The sequence below is a fragment of the Mesorhizobium sp. LNHC221B00 genome (assembly GCF_000502935.1).
In the GTDB taxonomy this organism is placed as follows: Bacteria; Pseudomonadota; Alphaproteobacteria; order Rhizobiales; family Rhizobiaceae; genus Mesorhizobium; species Mesorhizobium opportunistum.
This window is the reverse complement of the sequence record NZ_AYWR01000001.1, coordinates 213554-232607: the sequence shown is the minus strand read 5'-3', so window position 1 is coordinate 232607 and position 19054 is coordinate 213554. Positions and strand designations below refer to the sequence as shown.

Below are 19054 nucleotides of genomic sequence, written 5' to 3'. Positions count from 1 at the left end.
GCTACGTCGCTGTCACCCTTGTCTCCGAGCAATTCCAGGAAAAGTGCAAGGCGGTTCTTCCTTGGGAATTGCGTCAGGACAAAAACACCTCAGAACGCCTTGCCGATGCGGGCGTCGACGCAGAAAACCCCGCCGAAGCGGGGTTTTCCGGATGACATCATGCGAAGCCAGGGGCCGACGGAGCGGCCTGACCTGAGACGGTATCAGGAGGGCGTGAAGCAAGTACGCCCACCCCAGCCCTGAACATCCGACATGGTGCCACCAACCTTCTTGCAGGCCGCGACGAAATCGGCGCTGCAATTGGCGAATTTGGCGTGGCCGTTCTTGCAGTAGTGGTCCTCGGTGGCGCCGCCGCTCGGGGCGGTGATGACGCCGGGCGTGGACGGTTTCCCCGGAGCGGCCTTCAATGTGGCTGCCTGGGTGGCGCCCATGAACGAGCCGAGAAGAAGGACCGCGGTGAGCATGGTGATCTTGGTGTTGGTCATGGCAATTTTCCTTTTGATTTCGGTTGGGTTTTCCGAGGCGCGAAGGGACATCCTCCGCGAGAAGCAGGCTTTCGCTTTCGGTTTGCTGTTTCCCCCGGTGTGGATCGGGCAAGCTCGCCTTGCCCTGGACAAAGCTGGGTGTTTGCAACGCGCAAAAAGGTTCAGGAGCGCGCAGAAAAAAACGCACCGTGCCGCGCCGTGCGCCGGCAGTCTTCAGGTAACCGTCTGAAATATTGGGCTATTCAGCCGAATAGCGCTCGGCGAATTGGGAAATGCGCTGCACGACCGCCTTCGGCGCGGTGATGCCGCGTGCCTGCGCCTTCTCGGCCGCCTCTGCCCGGGCGCGGCCAGGCACATGCACACCATAGCGGCGGCGCAGCCGGTCGAGCTGGTCCTTCATGCGCTGCTCGAAATCCGGATCGAGCAGCTTGGGTTCGACGGCAAGCACGAACAGGCCGGTTCCGGGACTGTCCGGGCCGCCGCTGAACCATGGCGCGTCGAGCGACCAGTTGGCACCCGACAGGCCGGCTGCCAGCACTTCGACCATCAGAGCGATGTTGGCGCCGCGCTGGCCGCCGAAGGCAAGCATGGCGCCCTTCATGGCGGCCGCCGGATCGGTGGTCGGGTTGCCGCTCTCGTCCAGCGCCCAGCCTTCGGGAATTTTCTTGCTGTCCTCGGCCGCCTTGCGGATGTTGACGAAAGCGGTGGCGCTCGACGACTGGTCGATGACCAGCGGCGCGCCGTCGGCGGCAGGGGCGGCGAACGACATCGGGTTGGTGCAATAGACCGGCTTGACCGAGCCGGAACCAGCCAGAACGGCCGGGCCATTGGTGGCGGCGAACGACACCAGCCCCTGCGCCGCCAGCCGGCCGGTAAAGTAGCCGAGCGCGCCGCATGTATAGGCGTTCTTCTGCGAGAAGATGGCGACGCCGAACAGCCTTGCCGCCTTGGCGAGGTCGTCGATGGTGCGGTCGAAACCGGTATGCGCCAGCCCGCCGCGCGCGTCGGAGAGATAGACCGCCAGCGCCGGCCTCGTGATCACCGGATCGGCATTGCCGTCGATGCGGCCGGCCTCGAGCGCTTCGAGATAGTCGATGAAATGCGTGAGCCCGACGTTCGAAAGCCCTTCCGCCTCGGCCGAAATGATCGAGGCGGTGAGCGATTGCGCCGCTTCTTCATTGGCGCCGGCGCCGAGTGCCGCCATCCGGCACAGTCCTTTTGCCTGGTCGAGACTGAGTTGCATCGTAGCTGCCTTTAAGTGGGTAGGGAGTGGTGGGTAGTAAATAGAGGATGCGGCGAGCCGCTTCCACTCACTATTCGCTACTCACTCCTCACGAGAGCAATTCCAGGAAAAGTGTGACACGGTTTTCCGTCCGGAATTGCGTAAAAACAAAGAGATAGAGCGGTTCGNCGCCCGCGTCCGAGGACGCGAAGACGTTGCGGCTTTAGAGCAATTCCAGGAAAAGTGTGACACGGTTTTCCGTCCGGAATTGCGTAAAAACAAAGAGATAGAGCGGTTCGCCGTTTCCGTGAAACGGTGAAATGCTCTAGCCGATCTTGTTCGGGATGCGCGCCTCTATCCTGCCGAAGGCGAACACCAGGATACCGGTGATCGTCATGTAGATCAGCGCCAGCAGCAGCAAGGGTTCGTAGGTGAGGTAGGTGTCCTGCCGCACCTTGGACGAAACGGCGAAGATATCGATGACGCTGATCGTCGCCACCAGCGGCGTCGATTTCAATTGCAGCACGGTCTCGCCCGTCAGTGTCGGCAGCGCCCTGTAGAAGGCCTGCGGCAGCCAGATGCGCCGAAAGATTTTCCAGCGGCTCATGCCAAAGGCGCGAGCCGCCTCCAATTGTCCCTTGGGCACGCCGGCAAAGGCACCGCGCATCACCTCGCCCTCGTAACCGGCGAACGACAGGGTCAGCGCCAGCACGCCATAAGGCCAGGCTTGCCGCAGATACGGCCACATCCAGGATTCGCGGATCCACGGATATTGGGGAAACAGCGAACCCAGACCGTAATAGAGCAGCCACAGCTGGATCAGCAGCGGTGTTCCCCGGATCACCGTACAGAAGGCCTTGGCGGGTGCCGCGAACCAGAACGAGCCGGTGGCCTGCGCCAGCCCGAGCGGCACGGCGAGCAGGAAGCCGAGCACGCAAGTAACGGCCAGGATCCACAGCGAGCGCCAGATGCCGATCAATCCCATTTCCCAATATTGCGGCAGCCAATCCCAGCGCATGAAAAACACCGCCGACAGCACCAGCGCCAGCGCGACCAGGATCAGCACGATGCGGTGCGGCTGCAGCCACAGCGATCTTCGCGCGACAACGTTGATGATGGCCGCTTCGTTCGCCATCAGCGTGTTTCCTTGAGCGAAGGCATGCCGCGCCGCGACCATGCCTCGACGCGGCCGATAAGGAAATTGGAAATCAGCGACAGCAGCAGGTAAAGAACGGCTGCGGCGAAAAAGAAGGTGAAATAGGCTTTGGTGACACCTGCGGCCTGCCGCGTTGCCAGCGCCAGTTCGTAGAACCCGACGACCGCCAGCAGGGCGGTGTCCTTGGTAGCGATCAGCCAGAGATTGGCGAGGCCCGGTATGGCAAACGGCAGCATGGCCGGCAGTGTTATGCGCCGCAGCATCAGGCCGGGAGACATTCCGTAGGCACGGGCGGCTTCGATCTGGCCCTGCGGAATAGCCAGGATCGCTCCGCGTATCACCTCGGTCGAATAGGCACCCTGGACGAAGCCGAGCACGGCGATGCCGGCGGCAAGGCCACTGATGTCGACGCGCTGATAGCCCATTGCCGTCAGCGCCTGGTTGATCAGGTCGGTTCCGGCGTAATAGAGCAGCAGGATCAGCACCAGTTCGGGCACGGCGCGCACGACGGTGGTGTAAACCGCCAGCAGATCGCGTACCACCGGGCCGCCATAAAGCTTGCCGAAGGCGCCGCCAGTGCCGATCAAAAGGCCGAGGCAGGTGGCCCCGAGCGCGATCTCGATCGAATGCAGGAGTCCGAACAGAAGCGTTCCGCCCCAGCCTGGCGGATAGGGCGAGAGCAGTTCGATGATGCCGGCCGCGGAGGCCGAAAGAAATGCGTCGATCAGCGTCGCCCCCGAATTGCTGGCGTCAGCCGCTGTCAATTCTCGTCAGCGGCAAGCGTGCCTGGACAGGTTTCGGCGAAACCGCACGGCGGATGCCGTGCGGCTGTTGCTCATGCCTTGGCGATGTCAGTTCGACTGCGGATCGTCACCATAGACATCGAAGTCGAAGTATTTCTTGGTGATCTCGGCATATTTGCCGTTCGCGCGGATGGCTTTGATGCCGGCGTTGATCTTGTCCTTCAGCTCTGTGTCTTCCTTGCGGAGGCCGGCGCCGACGCCAGGGCCAAGGACCTCGAGATCAGGAGCCACGTTGCCCTTCATGTCGCAGCACGCCTTGCCCTGATCGGATTTCAGAAACTCGCCAAGCGCGATGGCATCGGCTTGCACCGCGTCGACGCGGCCGGCGGCGAGATCCTGGTTGGCTTCGTCCTGGGTCTGGTATTCCTTGATCTCGGAAGCCGTGGCGCCGAAGTGCTTCTTGGCGTAAACGGCATGCACGGTCGACACTTGGACGCCGACCACCTTGCCCTTGAGGTCTTCAGGCGTGGCGCCGAACTTCTGGTCCTTCGGTCCGATGATGGCGGTCGGCGTGTTGTAGTACTTGTCCGAGAAGGCGATCGTCTTCTCGCGCTCGGCGGTGATCGACATCGAAGCGGCGATCAGATCGATCTTCTTGGTCGTCAGCGCCGGGATGATGCCGTCCCAGGCGACCGGCGTGATGACACAGTCGAGTTTCTCCTCGGCGCAAACGGCGTCGATGAATTCGATCTCCCAGCCGACCCATTTTCCCGAGGCATCCGGCGAGGCGAAGGGCGGATAGGGTTCGGCGGCGACGCCGACCTTCACCGGGTCGGCCTTGGCCACGCCCATGGCGGCGACGCCGAGCAGCAGTGCCGCGGCGAATGTCTTCAGAACAGTCTTCATTTCAAACTCCCAGTTGCTGTTGGTTCCCGGTTTTCTTCCGTCCCGGCCTGTCCCTAGCCGATGTTGCGGATGAACTGCTTGAGCCTTTCGGATTTCGGTGCGCCGAAGATCTGCTCCGGCGGCCCTTCTTCCTCGACCAGCCCGTTGTAGAGATAGACGACGTGGGTCGCGACCTCGCGGGCGAACTTCATCTCGTGGGTGACCAGCACCATGGTGCGGCCTTCGCGCGCCAGGTCGCCGATCACCTTCAGCACCTCGCCGACCAGTTCGGGGTCGAGCGCCGAAGTCGGCTCGTCGAACAGCATGACGCGCGGATTGATGGCAAGCGCGCGAGCGATCGCGGCGCGCTGCTGCTGGCCGCCTGAAAGATAGGCCGGATAGACATCGCGCTTTTCGGCAAGCCCGACGCGCGCCAGCAATTTCTCGGCCTGGGCGATAGCCTCGTCGCGCTTGACGCCGAGCACATGCACCGGAACCTCGATGACGTTCTCGATCAGCGTCATGTGGCTCCACAGGTTGAAATTCTGGAACACCATGCCGAGCTTGGAGCGGATGCGCTCGATCTGCTTGCGGTCCGCCGGAACGGTGTGGCCATAGCTGTCGGCCCTGAGCTTGATCTCCTCGCCATTGACGCGGATGATGCCGCTGGTTGGATTTTCCAGGCAGTTGATGCAGCGCAGCAGTGTCGATTTGCCCGAGCCCGAGCCGCCGATAATGGCGATCACCTCGCCGTCGCGCGCCGAGAGCGACACGCCCTTCAGCACGTGCAGTTCGCCGAATTTCTTGTGCAGGTTCTCGACGTGGATGGCTTCGGCGGCGCCGTCCTGCACCTTGCCTGATTGGACTGTGGCAGCTTCCACCACGGTCACTGGGTGACCTCTGTAGAGTCGGCGGTTCGTCGAACGTCTATCCGGCTAATCAACATATACGCTGTACTGCCCACTCCAGACTTCAGCATGGACCCAACGGCGAGAGCCCGTCAATCCTGCTCATTACGGCACTTGCGAGCTTGTTGTGCAAGTGTATAAATAGCCTTCCGTGAAATTTTTTCGATTTTTTTCAGCAGAAAAAGGGCCTCTATGAGCGCTTTCGGATCACAGTCCATGGCGGCACCGCTGCGACGCGTGCTGATGCGGTCGGCGGCCAACGCCATGCGCGATGCCGACAGGGATGCCTGGCACTATGGCCCGGGTTTCGACCCGGCGAAAGCGGCATCGCAGCACGCGCTCCTTGCTGAACTGGTGACGGCTTCCGGTGCCGAGATCGAATGGATCGAGGACACTGCGGATGGACTTTCGGACTCGGTGTTCACGCACGACCCGTCTCTGATGACCGACCGCGGCGCGCTGATCCTGTCCATGGGCAAGCCCTTGCGCGCCAGGGAGCCCTCGCTGCATGAGGAAACCTACCGAAGGCTGGGCATTCCAATCCTCGGCCGGGTCGAGGCTCCCGGCCAGGTCGAAGGCGGTGATTGTGTATGGCTTGATGCCCGCACGCTGGTGATCGGGCGCGGTGTCCGCTCCAACCAGGAAGGCATCCAGCAGGTTTCCAACCTGCTGACGCCGCTCGGCGTTTCCGTCTACGGCTTTGACCTGCCGCTGTGGCAGGGCGAGGAGGCGTGCCTGCATCTGATGTCGGTGATCAGCCCGCTGGCCGACGACCTCGCACTGGTCTATTCACCGCTTTTGCCGGCCCCATTCTATCAGATGCTGAAGGCGCGCAACATCCGGCTGGTCGAAGGCGACGCCGAAGAGTTCGCGGCTTCCAATGGCCTCAGCCTGAACGTGTTGCCGACCAGCCCACTCAAGGTCATTGCCGTTGCAGGCTTTCCAAAGACCAAAGCCGCGATGGAAGCCGCCGGCTGCACGGTCGAAATCTTCGAGGCGGATGCACTCTGCATCGCCTGCGAGGGCGGGCCGACATGCCTGACGCGGCCGATCCTGCGCCAATGAATACGCCATCCCGCCGCAGCTTCCGTCGCGAGGGCGAGGAGCGGCGGCGGCAGGATCTGATCGAAGCCACCCTGGACAGCGTGGCGGAACATGGCCTGCAGGGCGCCACCTTGCGCACCATCGCATTGCGTGCCGGCGTCACCGCCGGGCTGATCCGGCACTATTTTCCCAGCAAGGAAGAATTGCTGCAGGAAGCCTATGCGGCGCTGATGGGCCGCATGACCGAGCAGGCGAAAGCGGCGTTGGTCATGGAAGACGCCTCGCCTCGTCAGCGTCTTGCGGCTTTCATCACCGCCAACCTCGATGCGCCGATCATCGATACGCGGGTGTTTTCGCTCTGGGCAACCTTCATCGGCCGCGCCAGCGCGGATCCGACCCTGGCTCATGCCCACCGCGAAGGCTACCTTGGTTTTCGCAATGAGGTGGAGGCGGTTGTGGCCGAGGTACTCGCCGCCGAGCAGCGCAATCCGGACACAAGCCAATTGCGCCACCATGCCATCGCGATCAATGCGATCATCGACGGACTCTGGATCGAAGGCTGCCTGGCCGGCGAGATGTTCTCGCCCGGCGAACTGGCGGCGATTGGCATCAAGACTGTCGAGGCCGAACTGGGCCTCGAGCCGGAAGGGGAGGAAAACCAATGACGACACTCGGCGAAGCCCTCATCACGCTGCTTGAAGCGCATGGCGTCGATACCGTCTTCGGCATTCCAGGCGTCCACACGGTCGAGCTCTACCGTGGCCTGGCGCGCTCGAAGATCCGTCACGTCACGCCGCGCCATGAGCAGGGCGCCGGCTTCATGGCCGACGGCTATGCCCGCGCCAGCGGCAGGCCCGGCGTCGCCTTCGTCATCACCGGACCGGGGCTGACCAACACCATCACCGCCATGGGCCAGGCGCGCGCCGATTCGGTGCCGATGCTGGTCATCTCGGGCGTCAACGCCATGCCGACGCTGGGCAAGGGGCTGGGCTTCCTGCATGAGCTGCCGGATCAGCGCGGCATGATGGAAACGGTGGCCCTGTTTTCGCAACGCATAACCGAAGCCGATGAATTGCCCGGCGCGCTGGCACGGGCCTTCGCGCTGTTTTCGTCTTCCCGCCCCGGCCCGGTGCATATCGAGATCCCGACCGATGTCATGGTCAAGCCGGCGGACGGCGTCGCCGCCCTGTTGAGCAACGCCGCGCCGCCGGCGCCCGACGGCGCGGCAATTGCGGATGCGGCCAAACTCATCGCCGCCGCGCGCCGTCCGCTGATCCTTGCCGGCGGCGGCGCCAAGCGTGCCGACATGGCGCTGCGTCGCCTGGCCGAGACGTTGGGCGCACCGGTCGTCGAGACCACCAATGCGCGCGGCCTGCTGCACCGCCATCCGCTCTGCGTTCCGGCAAGCCCGAGCCTGAAGGCGGTTCGCGCCCTGATGGCGGACGCCGATCTGGTGATTGCCGCCGGCACGGAATTCGGGCCGACCGACTATGACGGCTATGGCGACGGCGGCTTCGTCCTGCCTTCCAATCTGATCCGCATCGACATCGGCGCCGACCAGCTTGCGCGACGTCCGGTGACGGTCGCCATCCAGGCCGATTGCACCGAGGCGATCGACGCCCTGCTTGCCGCGATCGGCGCCGCTCACCCGGCCGCGCCGGACGGCCAGGGGCGCGCCGCGGCTGCACGCGAGGCCGGCTTTGCCGAGCTGAGCCCGGCCTATGTGGCGCAGGTGCATGCGGTGGAAATGATACGCGACACCTTGCCGTGCGCGATTATCGTCGGTGATTCGACACAGCCGATCTACGCCGCGAACCTCTACTATGATCACGACCGGCCAGGCGGCTGGTTCAACGCCTCCACCGGCTTCGGCGCGCTCGGCTACGGCCCGCCGGCGGCGATCGGCGCAGCACTTGCCGTGCCCGATGCGCCGGTCGTTTGCCTGACCGGCGACGGTGGGTTCCAGTTCACGTTGCCGGAGCTCGGCGCGGCGCTCGATGCCGCAGCCCCCGTCATCTTCGTCGTCTGGAACAATCGCGGCTATCGCGAGATCGAAACCTCGATGCTCGATGTCGGCGTGGAACCTGTCGGCGTATCGCCGGCGCCGCCGGATTTCTGCAAGCTGGCCGAGGCCTATGGCATCGGCGCCGAACGGCTGGCCGATGTCGGCGCCTTGCCGCGGGCCCTGAAGCGCGCCCGGGCGACGGGACTGCCATGCGTCATCGAAATCACGATCGATTGAAGCCTTCGGGACAGCGTTGATTTTCCATCCAGTATCGTATCCTTCGCCGGCTTGGCTTTTGCGCGGGCATGAGCCGCGGCCCGCGGCTCTGTCTGTCGCATGGCTGCCTGACGCATGCAAAGACGTGACGGCTGCCATGTCGAGATATCAATTGAGTGATCGCCCGAAAGGCGCGACGCTTCGCGTCGGGCGGCAACAAGCGACAAAATCATAAAAAACGACAGGAGCGGTCCAGGATGACGGAAACACTTAAGGGCAGGCATATCGTTGTGACCGGCGGAACCGGTGCGCTCGGTGGCGCAGTGGTCGGCAGGCTGCTGGAGCAAGGTGCGATCTGCCACGTGCCGAACGCGCACGCCGCGGCACCCCAGCATTTTCCTTTCGCCGCGCACGAGAACGTCATGCTGGCACACAATGTCGACCTGTCGGACTCCGCCAAGGTCGAGGCCTTCTATGCTCAGGTTCCCGCCTTGTGGGGGTCCGTCCATCTGGCCGGCGGCTTTGCCGCGGCGCCGGTGGAAAAGATCGAATCGGCGTCCTTTGCCGAGATGATGGACACCAATGCCCGCACCACCTTCCTGTGCAGCCGCGCGGCCATCCGCTCGATGCTGGAGTCAGGCACCGCCGGCCGCATCGTCAATGTCACCGCGCGCGCCGGGCTCGACCTCAGGCGCGGTGCCGGCATGGTTGCCTACGCGGCCAGCAAGGCAGCCGTCGCGGCGATGACGGTGGCGATGGCGGAGGAACTCAAGGCCGAGGGTATTCTGGTCAATGCCGTGGCGCCGTCGACGCTCGACACGCCGGCGAACCGTGCCGATATGCCGGACGCCGATTTCACCAGATGGCTCAGCCTCGAAGCCGCAGCCGAGGCCATCGCCTACCTGGCCTCACCCGCCAATCAGGCGATGAGCGGAACGCTGGTGCCGCTCTACGGCCGGGCCTGAACCGCGAGCGTCGAAGCCGGGCACACGGCATCCGATCCATCGGCATTGCGATAGCTGTAGATCCGAAGCGGCGATGAAGCGGCCGTGGGGCACTCGCGCAACCATGCCGGCGGCCGGCCTTCAATCAGCCCCGCCGCGAATGGATAGGCGGCTTCCAGCGCCGGCAAGGGCGGGCCTCGCCAGGCGCAAATCGCGACATGCGTTGCTTTCGTGGCATCGAGTATCGCGCGTGGGTCGGCGGTCGCCGGATCAAGAAAACGATAGCTTCGTTCGATTCCCTTGGCCGATGGATGATTGGCGATCGTCACCACCTTGGGACCTTCGGCAAGAGCAACGAAACGCGAGCCGACCAACGGTGGGGAAAGGACAATGGCGCCCGCCGGCCAACCCTGTTCAGGCTCAAAAGGGCTGGAATAGCAGTTATCGGCGAGCTCGCCCGCGGGAACCGCCGCTTCGGACGGTTTTACCGACAGGTTGTACAGCGCCATTGCGACGGACAAAACGAGACCCGGCAGAATCAACGTATATCTGCGCGATGCCGCCGGGACCGGAGATTTCAAATAGCGTCCCAACCTCGCATCCGGCGGCAGCAGACTCGCCAGCACGAAAACGAGGCCTATGCCGGCAAAGATCGGAAGGTAGCGGTAGTAGCGGACATAACCGACCGCAAGCACCAGCGCGAGCAGCGAGAACAGCGCCAATATCACGAGAGGCCGGCTTCGACCGTGCCGCCCGGCGCAGATCACGGCTGGCGCAAGCGCACCGATAAACAGCAGCGCCATGCTGGGAAAGCCCGTCGACAGGACGACATCAGGGCGCCGGAACAGACTCAGTTCCTGAAGAATTCTGTTGATCATGTTGTCGCGAACATAGGCGTCGAGCGAGGCATAGGGGCTGGCCAGGCATTGCGGAAACAACATCGCCAGCGCCGCCGCGCTGGCCGCCGCGAACACCAGCAGGATTGCCGTGCGCATGGGCCATCCTCCACGCCGGCCGGCAAGCCAGGGTACGACGGCAAATGACAGCCCGGCCGCGACCAGCGCCGTCACGTGCGGCGTTGAATAGCTGTCGCATCTGACCGCAGTATAGGCGGAGGGCGGCACGATCGCCGCGAACAGGCCGATCGCCCCGGCAGCCAAGGCGAGGCCGAAACCGACCATCCGGTTTTCACCGCCCTCGCGGTCAAAGATCCAGTCGAAGGCATACACCGCGATCACCAGCGCATAGAACGGCGCGAACTCGGCGCTGACGGCGATTGACAGGGCCGTCAGCAGCCCGTTGACGAAGGCGGAAAAGCGATTTCGCGACATCATCAACACCAGCGCTGCCAGAAGCAGCAGGATTTGCAGATTGTGATAGTCGATCCGTCCCGGGGCGAATTCGAAGAAGGTGCGCGCGGCAAAGATCAGCGCCAACGGGAATGCAACGGCCGGATAGGCAAAGCCGGTGGCGATCACCAGCCGGTTGTAGAAATAGAGCGCCGGCGCAAGCAGCAGCAGCGGGACAGCGAAGCTTGCCAGCATCAGAGCCGGCTCGAAGCCGGCGAACGGGGTGACCAGCCGCGCGAAGGCGGCATAGGGCAAGTCCACGATCCATGGCCAGTGCGAGACATAGGGCTCGGGCTGGACGATACCGGGCAGCGTCCGGTCGAAGATATTGCCCGTCTCAAGCAAAGTACGGATTTCGTGGAGCTTGAGCAGATCGTCCGCGTCATTGTTGAGTCTGAAGCCCAGGCACCAAAGGGCGGTCATCAGGATCGCCATTGCGCAAAAGCAGAACAGGACAGGCGCGTTGGTGTAAGGACGCAGCAACCAGGAAGGTCGCGCGGCGGCATTGTTGGCGCCATTGCTCATGGAAGGTATTCCCTTGGACCACTGGCAAATACGCGACGAAGTTTATGTTCCCGTAAAGAAAAGACCCGCCGGATCGCTCCGGCGGGTCTTTTTGTAAGGTCGCACGCGAGGCGTGCCGTCGATGGCTGACGCCTTAGTTGCCCTGCTTCTTCAGCGCGGCACCCAGGATGTCGCCCAGCGAAGCGCCGGAGTCGGTCGAGCCGTACTGAGCGACGGCTTCCTTCTCTTCGGCGATTTCCAGCGCCTTGATCGAGACCTGCAGCTTGCGGGTCTTCTTGTCGAAGGCGATGACGCGGGCATCGACCTTCTGGCCGACGGTGAAGCGCTCGGGGCGCTGCTCGTCGCGGTCGCGGCTGAGGTCGGAACGCTTGATGAAGGTCTCGATGCCGCTTTCGACAAGCCGCACTTCCAGACCGCCATCCTTGACGCCGATGACCTCGCAGGTGACGACGGCGTTCTTGCGCAGTTCGCCGCTGTTGGCCGCTTCGCCGACCGTATCCTTGGCCAGCTGCTTGATGCCGAGCGAGATGCGCTCCTTGTCGATGTCGACGTCGAGCACCTGCGCCTTGACCATGTCGCCGCGATTGTACTCTTCGATGACCTGCTCGCCCGGACGGGTCCAGTCGAGATCGGACAGGTGCACCATGCCGTCCACGTCGCCTTCCAGGCCGATGAACAGGCCGAACTCGGTCTTGTTCTTGACCTCGCCCTCGACCTGGCTGCCGACCGGATGGCTAGAGGCGAACGCCTGCCACGGATTCTCAAGCGTCTGCTTGAGGCCGAGCGAGATGCGGCGCTTGGCCGGATCGACCTCGAGCACGACCACGTCGACTTCCTGCGTCGTCGACAGGATCTTGCCGGGATGAACGTTCTTCTTGGTCCACGACATTTCCGAAACGTGGATGAGGCCTTCGATGCCCGGCTCCAGCTCTACGAACGCGCCGTAGTCGGTGATGTTGGTGACGGTACCCTTGATCTTCTTGCCGATCGGGAACTTGGTGCCGATCTCGGACCACGGATCGCTCTCGAGCTGCTTCATGCCGAGCGAGATGCGGTGGGTTTCCTGGTTGATGCGGATGATCTGCACCTTGACAGTCTGACCGATGTTGAGGATTTCGGTCGGATGGTTGACGCGGCGCCATGCCATGTCGGTGACATGCAGCAGGCCATCGATGCCGCCGAGGTCGACGAACGCACCGTAATCGGTGATGTTCTTGACGACGCCTTCGACAACCTGGCCCTCTTCGAGGTTCTGCACGATTTCCGAACGCTGTTCGGCGCGGCTTTCCTCGAGCACGGTGCGGCGCGAGACCACGATGTTGCCGCGGCGGCGATCCATCTTGAGGATCTCGAAGGGCTGCGGGTTGTGCATCAGCGGGGAGACGTCGCGGATCGGGCGGATATCGACCTGGCTGCGCGGCAGGAAGGCCACGGCGCCGTCGAGGTCGACGGTGAAGCCGCCCTTGACCTGGTTGAAGATGACGCCTTCGACGCGCTCACCCTTGGTGAACTTCTCTTCGAGACGGACCCAGCTCTCTTCGCGGCGGGCCTTCTCACGCGAAAGCATCGCTTCGCCAAGCGCGTTCTCGATGCGCTCGACATAGACTTCGACGGTGTCACCGACCTTGAGGGTGGTGTCCTTGCCCTTGACGCCGAATTCCTTCAGCGGCACGCGGCCTTCGACCTTGAGGCCGACGTCGATAATGGCCATGTCCTTTTCGATCGCGGTGATCGTGCCCTTGACGACCTGGCCTTCGCCGGAATGGCCGGCGGTGAATGATTCTTCGAGCAGGCTCGCGAAATCATCGCGAGTGGGATTTGCAGCTGACATATTTTCTCCTGGAGTGCCCCGCATCTGAAGCGGGACGGGCGCCGTGGGTTAGCGTTGCGTTGGCCTGCCGGCGTTCCGGGTTGAAAAACCCTGGGCCGCTTTTCAAGCGGCAATTCCGGCGCATGAAGAATGCTGGCAGGCTGGTTCGTGCCCGATATGGGTATTTTCCGCGATTCCGGCAACGGAAAACGAGGGAAAACCCGGATCAGGCTTTATTTCTCTTGGCCAGCACGTCGTCGATGATCGTCATGGCCGCGAGAAACGCGGCTTCTATAGCCATTTCGCTGGTATCAAGCAAGTGCGCGTCGGCGGCCGGCTTGAGCGGCGAGTCGGCACGGCCCATGTCGCGCTCGTCGCGGCGCTCGATGTCGGCGAGGATTTCGGTGAAATTGGCGGTGCCGCCGATGCTCTCGATCTCCGCCAGCCGGCGCCTTGCGCGTACTTCGGCGCTTGCCGTGACATAGAGTTTGATGTCGGCGTCGGGACAGACGACGGTGCCGATGTCACGCCCGTCGAGCACCGCGCCCGGCGGCGTCTTGGCGAACGCGCGCTGCTTTTCCACCAGGATGCGCCGCACGGTCGGGAACACCGCGACCTTCGAGGCAGCCTCGCCGACCGCATGCGCCGACAAAACCGCGCGGTCGAGCGTCGCCAGATCGACCTGGCGCGCGGCGGTTTCGGCAGCCGAGACATTGTCGAGCGGCAGGCCGAGCCGCAGCAGCGCATGGGCCACCGCGCGGTAGGTGAGGCCAGTGTCGAGCAGGTTCAGCCGGTAATGGTCGGCCAGCCGCCGGGCGAGCGTGCCCTTGCCGGCGCCGGCGGGTCCATCGATGGCGATGGTGAAGACGTGTGTCATTGGCGGGTCAACAAAAGGGTTGAGCGCCGCGATCCTTCACGCCCCCCTCTGTCCTGCCGGACATCTCCCCCACGAGGGGGGAGATCGCCTATAATCGCGGCCTTCAACAATTGTCCACGTTGCAGAATTGAACGGGGCGCCCAAGCTGCCAATCTCCCCCCTTGTGGGGGAGATGTCCGGCAGGACAGAGGGGGGCGCTGTCCCGCCGACATCTCTGCTTGCTTCGCGCTTACCATCAACCTTTACCCTATTTCTGCGCCCAGTCCCTTCATCAGCCCCATGAATTCCGGGAAACTCGTCGCGATCATCGCCTGGTCGTCGATCGTCACCGGCTTTTCCGTCGCCAGGCCCATCACCAGAAAGCTCATGGCGATGCGGTGATCGAGATGGGTCCGCACCTTCGTATCCAACCCGTTGGGATGGCCGCCCAGCCCCCTTCCGCCCGGCTTGCCGCGTACCGCGAGCGAAGCCTCGCCCTCGGTGCAGTCGACGCCGTTGAGCTTCAGCCCGTTGGCCACCGCCGACAGCCGGTCGGATTCCTTCACCCGCAGTTCCTCCAGCCCCTGCATCAGCGTCTCGCCCTCGGCAAAGCTCGCCGCGACCGCCAGCACCGGATACTCGTCGATCATCGACGGCGCCCGCTCGGGCGGCACGGTGACGCCCTTGAGCTCGGAATAACGCACACGCAGGTCGGCGACATCCTCGCCGCCGGCATTGCGCGGGTTGAGGATTTCGATGTTGCCGCCCATCTCCTGCAGCGTCAGCAGAAGGCCGGTGCGGGTCGGGTTCATCAGTACGTTTTCGATTGTGATGTCGGAACCCGGCACGATCAGTGCCGCCACCAGCGGGAAGCCGGCCGAGGACGGGTCGCCCGGCACCGCGATCGTCTGGCCGTTAAGCTTGCCTTGGCCTTCGATGAAGATGTGGCGCACGCCGCGCTCGTCGGTTTCGACCGACAGATTGGCGCCAAACCCCTTCAGCATCTTTTCGGTGTGATCGCGTGTCATCACCGGCTCGATCACCGTGGTGATGCCGGGCGTGTTGAGGCCGGCGAGCAGCACCGCCGACTTCACCTGCGCCGAGGCCATCGGCACGCGGTAGGTGATCGGGGCGGCGTGCTTGGGTCCATGCAGCGTGATCGGCATGCGGTCGCCTGGCGTCGCCTTCAACACCTGCACGCCCATCTGGCGCAGCGGCTCAAGCACGCGGCCCATCGGCCGGCCGGACAGCGAGGCATCGCCGATGAAGGTGGTTTCCATGTCATAGGTGCCGACGAGGCCCATGGTGAGGCGCGAGCCGGTCCCGGCATTGCCGAAATCGAGCGGGCCTTCCGGCTGCAGCAGCGCGCCGTTGCCGGTGCCGCGGATCACCCACTCGGTGCCGCGCTTTTCGATATGCGCGCCCATTGCCTTCATGGCCGCACCGGTGCGCATCACGTCTTCGCCTTCGAGCAGGCCGGTGATGCGGGTCTCACCGGAGGCGAGGCCGCCGAACATGAAGGAGCGGTGCGAAATCGATTTGTCGCCCGGCACCCGTGCGGTGCCGGAAAGGGCTGACGATTTGCGGGCGGTGGCCGGCTTGGCAGCGGCGGCGTGAGACATGGAATTTCCCTGGACGCAGTGCCGGCGGGCCGGCGCTTTTCATTTGTTGCGGCGGTCTCGTATCACGGCGGGGCGAAATGGTCATCCCCATGGCCGTCAGTTGGCGCGAGGCCTTTCGGGACTTGGTTTTGTGACGCCGGCTTTTCGCTTTGACACCGCCCCAAACTGTGGTTAAGGGGACCACTCTTTTATTGACGAGGCTTGCCGTGGCAAAAAACGAACTTGGCACAAAGCGTATCGACCCTGAGACGGGTCGAAAATTCTACGACCTGAACAAGGACCCGATCGTCTCGCCCTATACGGGCAAGACCTATCCGCGCTCCTATTTCGAGGAAGGCAAGATCGCCGCCCTCGAGGAGGAAGAGGAAGTGGCCGAGAAGGAAGTGGACGCCGAGGACGAAGAGGGCGTTGAAGTCGTCTCGCTCGAAGAGGCCGACGAGGACGCCAAGGGCGACGATCTGCCCGATCTCGGCGACGATGAGGATGTCGAGCTGGGCGACGACGAGGATGACACCTTCCTTGCCGACGAAGAGGAAGAAGACGACGACGTCGCCGACATGATCGGCGTCGGCGACGACGACGACGAGGTCTGATCGGCCTGGAATGCAAGTGTTTGCAGGCTTTCTCGGCCTGTGGACAAAAAGCCGGAACTCAAGGCTTGATATCTGGGAAAGGCGGGGTTAGAAGCCGCCTGCACTAACGGCGCGGTGTTCCAACCCGCGCCGGATCTCTTCGCCGGCAACGGCGCCGGTTGACTCCGGAAGTGGGGCCATAGCTCAGTTGGGAGAGCGCTTGAATGGCATTCAAGAGGTCGTCGGTTCGATTCCGATTGGCTCCACCAGTCACCTTCTAGGCCGCTGATTTTCCGATCGGTTTCCGATACGGCCAGGATCCTCCCGCGTCGAAATCGATCGCAAATCCAGCGCCGATCGCGCTTCGCGCAATGAGATCGTCAAGTTCCCAATCGGTAAGTTCGCAAAGCGGAAACACGCGCCTCACGGCGCGGTTCACCTCGGATATCGAAATGCTCGTGCTCTCGACATTGTCGATCAGGTGCCGGACGATCGCCAGTCGGACGTCCGACAAGGTTGGCGTCTCCACGGGCGCGGACATCAACGGGCCTACGAATGGAGCCGTGGTGCTTTGGCCCTTCTTGCGTCGAAGGCGACGGGCACGCCATGAACGAAGGATGCGGCCGCCACCAATTCCTCCAACTCGCGGTCGGTGGCCTTGCATGCCGGCATCAGTGTTCGGATGGCAAGGATCGCCTGTGCGATGGAGAGAAACCGGGTCCTTCCCCTGGAAAGGACATAGGCTTCGGCGGCTTTTTCAACAGTGATGGTGCGAAACGAATTGGTCATGAAGAATTCCTTCCTGAAAACCCTGACCAACCCGACTTTATGGCAGGAATTCGACCGCCTTCAAGCCTATGTCCGATAGCGGACAGTCGCTGCGAACCGCCCAAAACTGCATATGCTTTTGGGCATGCTTCAGGCAGCGGCCAGGCCGAAGTAACGCTGCTCCTCCTCGCCGTAAGCGCCATGTGTGAGCTTTATCAATCCGGCGCGGTCGACGATCGTGATCTCGCCGCGCTTGGCGTGCACCAGTCCTCGATATTCAAGCATTTGCAGGGCCGTGGTGACCCCGGGGCGGTGGGCGCCGAGCATGGTCGCCAGAAATTCATGCGTCAGGTAGATCTTGTCTCCTTCGGCGCGGTCATGGATCATCAGCAGCCAGCGGGCCAGGCGTTCCTCGATTTTCGAATGACCATTGACCAGTGCCGTCCGCGACGATTGCACAAGGAATGCGTGGGCATAGTCCAGCACTGACGTGCGAAGCGACGGGCTTTCCGCAATCGCAGGGCGAAGGTTTTCAACCGGCAGGCGCCACCCATTGCCCGCGACCTGGATATAGGTCTCGTTGGCAGTGCTTTCCTGTCCGAGAATGACGGCAATTCCTGTCATCCCGTCATAGCCGATAATGCCGACTTCACTTTGCCGCCCGCCGGTCATGGTGGCGACCACCGACGCGATGCCCCTCTCGGGGAAATATACGTTCTTGATCGGCTGATGCGCGACCTCCAACTGGTCCTTGATCTCCAGTTCTACGTGATGCAGCGATGGCCGCAAAAGCGCGAAGTCCTGCGAGGAGAGGGCCTTCAGCACCTGGTTGCGAAAGAGGGATTGGGGCAAGGCTCTCTCCCATACGGGCAAGAGCACGCACCTCTCACTGTCGGACGCATCCGAAGAACTGGCGGCCGATGCCGAAGCATAGGCCTTAAATTAGCGATTGCAAAGAAATAGCTGACCTGCCGAGACGGGCGATCTATCTCTTCACCACTCGGCGAAGGAGCCGTCCTTGTGGCGCCAGATCGGATTGCGCCAGCGATGGCCTTCCTTGGCGCGCTCCTTGACATGCTCTTCGTCGATCTCGACGCCCAGGCCCGGACCGTCGGGAATGGCGACATAGCCGTCCTCGTAGCGAAAGACGTCTTTGTTGGCGGCATAGTCGAGCAGGTCGTCGCCGGCATTGTAATGGATGCCGAGGCTCTGCTCCTGGGCAATTGTAGCTGACCGCGTCGAGCTGCAGGCAGGCGGCGAGCGCTATCGGCCCCAGCGGGCAGCGCGCCGCCACCGCCACGTCGTAGGGCTCGGCCATCGCCGCGATCTTGCGGCATTCGGTGATACCGCCGGCGTCCGACAGGTCAGGCTGGATGATGTCGACGACGCCTTGCTCGAATACCGACTTGAAGTCCCAGCGGCTGTAGAGCCGTTCGCTGAGCGCGATCGGGGTCGAGCCAAGCGCGGCGATCTCCTCCAGCGCTTCGCGGTTTTCGCTGAGCACCGGCTCCTCGATGAACATCAACCGGTAGGGCTCGAGCTCCTTGACCAGGATGCGTGCCATCATCAGGCTGATCAAGGGCGAGGGGCCAGTCACCGACATTGCCGGCTTGATCGAGCGCACCGAGGACCGGCTTCCCGTTTTCAACGGGCGTGGCGGGCTGGAACTGATCGACAATTTTCGCATCGGCTGCCGTGGCATGATCCTGGCGCCTGATTGTGTCGACTATGCCGTGCGTGCCTGGGAGGCGTTCCACGCCGGAAACGAAGCGGCAGCCGAGGTCGAGTATGCCAAAATGCCGGCCGGCGGCGGTTTTCGTCATGCAGGGCATCGAGAACTTGATCTGCTACGGCAAGCGGCTGTTCGGCGCCCGCACCGACATCCCGATCCATGATCGCGCACCGGCGATGCGGCCCAGCGGGACCGGGTCTTGCGATGGTCGA

Annotated in this window: 19 protein-coding genes, 1 tRNA gene and 1 pseudogene; 8 read left to right on the top strand and 13 right to left on the bottom strand. The window is 63.3% G+C overall.

Annotated features, from left to right (window positions below):
• Nucleotides 1-203: 203 nt before the first annotated feature.
• Nucleotides 204-485: a hypothetical protein gene (locus tag X741_RS165110; protein WP_023775887.1), complete on the bottom strand. Its 282-nt coding sequence runs from the start codon at nucleotides 483-485 to the stop codon at nucleotides 204-206.
• Between X741_RS165110 and X741_RS165115 the strand changes: the two genes are divergently transcribed.
• On the top strand, nucleotides 484-714 hold the full coding sequence (locus X741_RS165115) for a hypothetical protein (RefSeq protein WP_023775886.1): 231 nt from the start codon (nucleotides 484-486) through the stop codon (nucleotides 712-714). The two genes, X741_RS165110 and X741_RS165115, sit on opposite strands and share 2 nt — an antisense overlap.
• A 9-nt stretch (nucleotides 715-723) precedes the next feature.
• Here X741_RS165115 and X741_RS165120 read toward each other — a convergent pair whose 3' ends face one another.
• From X741_RS165120 to X741_RS165140, 5 genes are all read right to left on the bottom strand, one after another.
• On the bottom strand, nucleotides 724-1728 hold the full coding sequence (locus X741_RS165120; RefSeq protein WP_023775885.1) for an Ldh family oxidoreductase: 1005 nt from the start codon (nucleotides 1726-1728) through the stop codon (nucleotides 724-726).
• Between the two features lie 304 nt (nucleotides 1729-2032).
• Nucleotides 2033-2842: an ABC transporter permease gene (locus X741_RS165125; RefSeq protein WP_023775884.1), complete on the bottom strand. Its 810-nt coding sequence runs from the start codon at nucleotides 2840-2842 to the stop codon at nucleotides 2033-2035.
• Complete coding sequence (locus tag X741_RS165130; protein ID WP_198023926.1) at nucleotides 2842-3555, bottom strand: ABC transporter permease; 714 nt, start codon at nucleotides 3553-3555, stop codon at nucleotides 2842-2844. Before X741_RS165130 ends, X741_RS165125 begins: the two co-directional genes overlap by 1 nt.
• 159 nt (nucleotides 3556-3714) lie before the next feature.
• A complete protein-coding gene (locus X741_RS165135; protein WP_023767465.1) occupies nucleotides 3715-4512 on the bottom strand; it encodes a transporter substrate-binding domain-containing protein in 798 nt (265 codons plus the stop codon).
• Between the two features lie 53 nt (nucleotides 4513-4565).
• On the bottom strand, nucleotides 4566-5381 hold the full coding sequence (locus tag X741_RS165140; protein WP_013891542.1) for an ABC transporter ATP-binding protein: 816 nt from the start codon (nucleotides 5379-5381) through the stop codon (nucleotides 4566-4568).
• 210 nt (nucleotides 5382-5591) lie between these two features.
• On the opposite strand from X741_RS165140, the gene X741_RS165145 reads away from it, so the two are divergent.
• The 4 genes from X741_RS165145 to X741_RS165160 all read left to right on the top strand — a co-directional run bounded on the left by X741_RS165145 (nucleotide 5592) and on the right by X741_RS165160 (nucleotide 9629).
• On the top strand, nucleotides 5592-6464 hold the full coding sequence (locus tag X741_RS165145; RefSeq protein ID WP_023775882.1) for a dimethylarginine dimethylaminohydrolase family protein: 873 nt from the start codon (nucleotides 5592-5594) through the stop codon (nucleotides 6462-6464).
• A complete protein-coding gene (locus tag X741_RS165150) occupies nucleotides 6434-7108 on the top strand; it encodes a TetR family transcriptional regulator C-terminal domain-containing protein (RefSeq protein WP_023775881.1) in 675 nt (224 codons plus the stop codon). Before X741_RS165145 ends, X741_RS165150 begins: the two co-directional genes overlap by 31 nt.
• The gene (locus X741_RS165155; RefSeq protein ID WP_023775880.1) at nucleotides 7105-8685 is read left to right on the top strand and encodes a 5-guanidino-2-oxopentanoate decarboxylase; all 1581 of its coding nucleotides are present in this window, start codon (nucleotides 7105-7107) and stop codon (nucleotides 8683-8685) included. The genes X741_RS165150 and X741_RS165155 overlap by 4 nt, the downstream gene beginning before the upstream one ends.
• A 236-nt stretch (nucleotides 8686-8921) precedes the next feature.
• Entirely contained in the window at nucleotides 8922-9629 is a 708-nt protein-coding gene (locus X741_RS165160; RefSeq protein ID WP_023775879.1) for an SDR family NAD(P)-dependent oxidoreductase, read from the top strand.
• Here the strand turns inward: X741_RS165160 and X741_RS165165 are convergent.
• The 4 genes from X741_RS165165 to aroA all read right to left on the bottom strand — a co-directional run bounded on the left by X741_RS165165 (nucleotide 9614) and on the right by aroA (nucleotide 15770).
• Complete coding sequence (locus tag X741_RS165165; RefSeq protein ID WP_245272622.1) at nucleotides 9614-11086, bottom strand: hypothetical protein; 1473 nt, start codon at nucleotides 11084-11086, stop codon at nucleotides 9614-9616. The two genes, X741_RS165160 and X741_RS165165, sit on opposite strands and share 16 nt — an antisense overlap.
• Nucleotides 11087-11615: 529 nt before the next feature.
• The gene (gene rpsA, locus X741_RS165170; protein WP_013891536.1) at nucleotides 11616-13313 is read right to left on the bottom strand and encodes a 30S ribosomal protein S1; all 1698 of its coding nucleotides are present in this window, start codon (nucleotides 13311-13313) and stop codon (nucleotides 11616-11618) included.
• A 205-nt stretch (nucleotides 13314-13518) separates the two neighbouring features.
• Entirely contained in the window at nucleotides 13519-14169 is a 651-nt protein-coding gene (cmk, locus tag X741_RS165175; RefSeq protein ID WP_023775877.1) for a (d)CMP kinase, read from the bottom strand.
• Between the two features lie 242 nt (nucleotides 14170-14411).
• Nucleotides 14412-15770, bottom strand: coding sequence for a 3-phosphoshikimate 1-carboxyvinyltransferase (gene aroA, locus X741_RS165180; RefSeq protein WP_023775876.1), 1359 nt, complete (start codon nucleotides 15768-15770; stop codon nucleotides 14412-14414).
• A gap of 206 nt (nucleotides 15771-15976) precedes the next feature.
• On the opposite strand from aroA, the gene X741_RS165185 reads away from it, so the two are divergent.
• Together X741_RS165185 and X741_RS165190 are read left to right on the top strand one after the other, a co-directional pair.
• Entirely contained in the window at nucleotides 15977-16363 is a 387-nt protein-coding gene (locus X741_RS165185; RefSeq protein ID WP_023767474.1) for a TIGR02300 family protein, read from the top strand.
• Nucleotides 16364-16535: 172 nt separating this feature from the next.
• Nucleotides 16536-16611, top strand: a tRNA-Ala gene (locus X741_RS165190).
• A 280-nt stretch (nucleotides 16612-16891) separates the two neighbouring features.
• Here X741_RS165190 and X741_RS165200 read toward each other — a convergent pair.
• The 3 genes and pseudogenes from X741_RS165200 to dgoD all read right to left on the bottom strand — a co-directional run.
• Complete coding sequence (locus X741_RS165200) at nucleotides 16892-17131, bottom strand: hypothetical protein (RefSeq protein WP_023767476.1); 240 nt, start codon at nucleotides 17129-17131, stop codon at nucleotides 16892-16894.
• A 129-nt stretch (nucleotides 17132-17260) separates the two neighbouring features.
• Complete coding sequence (locus X741_RS165205; RefSeq protein ID WP_348625666.1) at nucleotides 17261-17989, bottom strand: Crp/Fnr family transcriptional regulator; 729 nt, start codon at nucleotides 17987-17989, stop codon at nucleotides 17261-17263.
• 114 nt (nucleotides 17990-18103) lie between these two features.
• Nucleotides 18104-18674, bottom strand: a pseudogene (gene dgoD, locus X741_RS1000000167830) (galactonate dehydratase); the annotation flags it as partial.
• Here dgoD and X741_RS01000000166150 point away from each other — a divergent pair.
• The gene (locus tag X741_RS01000000166150) at nucleotides 18655-19005 is read left to right on the top strand and encodes a hypothetical protein (protein ID WP_245272621.1); all 351 of its coding nucleotides are present in this window, start codon (nucleotides 18655-18657) and stop codon (nucleotides 19003-19005) included. The pseudogene dgoD and the gene X741_RS01000000166150 overlap by 20 nt on opposite strands.
• Nucleotides 19006-19054 lie beyond the last annotated feature (49 nt).

Bases quoted from the DNA above. Each gene is read 5' to 3' on its own strand.
- X741_RS165115 (WP_023775886.1), top strand. From the start codon at position 484: ATGGCAATTTTCCTTTTGATTTCGGTTGGGTTTTCCGAGGCGCGAAGG.
- X741_RS165110 (WP_023775887.1), bottom strand. From the start codon at position 485: ATGACCAACACCAAGATCACCATGCTCACCGCGGTCCTTCTTCTCGGC.
- X741_RS165120 (WP_023775885.1), bottom strand. From the start codon at position 1,728: ATGCAACTCAGTCTCGACCAGGCAAAAGGACTGTGCCGGATGGCGGCA.
- X741_RS165125 (WP_023775884.1), bottom strand. From the start codon at position 2,842: ATGGCGAACGAAGCGGCCATCATCAACGTTGTCGCGCGAAGATCGCTG.
- X741_RS165135 (WP_023767465.1), bottom strand. From the start codon at position 4,512: ATGAAGACTGTTCTGAAGACATTCGCCGCGGCACTGCTGCTCGGCGTC.
- X741_RS165145 (WP_023775882.1), top strand. From the start codon at position 5,592: ATGAGCGCTTTCGGATCACAGTCCATGGCGGCACCGCTGCGACGCGTG.
- X741_RS165150 (WP_023775881.1), top strand. From the start codon at position 6,434: ATGCCTGACGCGGCCGATCCTGCGCCAATGAATACGCCATCCCGCCGC.
- X741_RS165155 (WP_023775880.1), top strand. From the start codon at position 7,105: ATGACGACACTCGGCGAAGCCCTCATCACGCTGCTTGAAGCGCATGGC.
- X741_RS165160 (WP_023775879.1), top strand. From the start codon at position 8,922: ATGACGGAAACACTTAAGGGCAGGCATATCGTTGTGACCGGCGGAACC.
- rpsA (WP_013891536.1), bottom strand. From the start codon at position 13,313: ATGTCAGCTGCAAATCCCACTCGCGATGATTTCGCGAGCCTGCTCGAA.
- cmk (WP_023775877.1), bottom strand. From the start codon at position 14,169: ATGACACACGTCTTCACCATCGCCATCGATGGACCCGCCGGCGCCGGC.
- aroA (WP_023775876.1), bottom strand. From the start codon at position 15,770: ATGTCTCACGCCGCCGCTGCCAAGCCGGCCACCGCCCGCAAATCGTCA.
- X741_RS165200 (WP_023767476.1), bottom strand. From the start codon at position 17,131: ATGACCAATTCGTTTCGCACCATCACTGTTGAAAAAGCCGCCGAAGCC.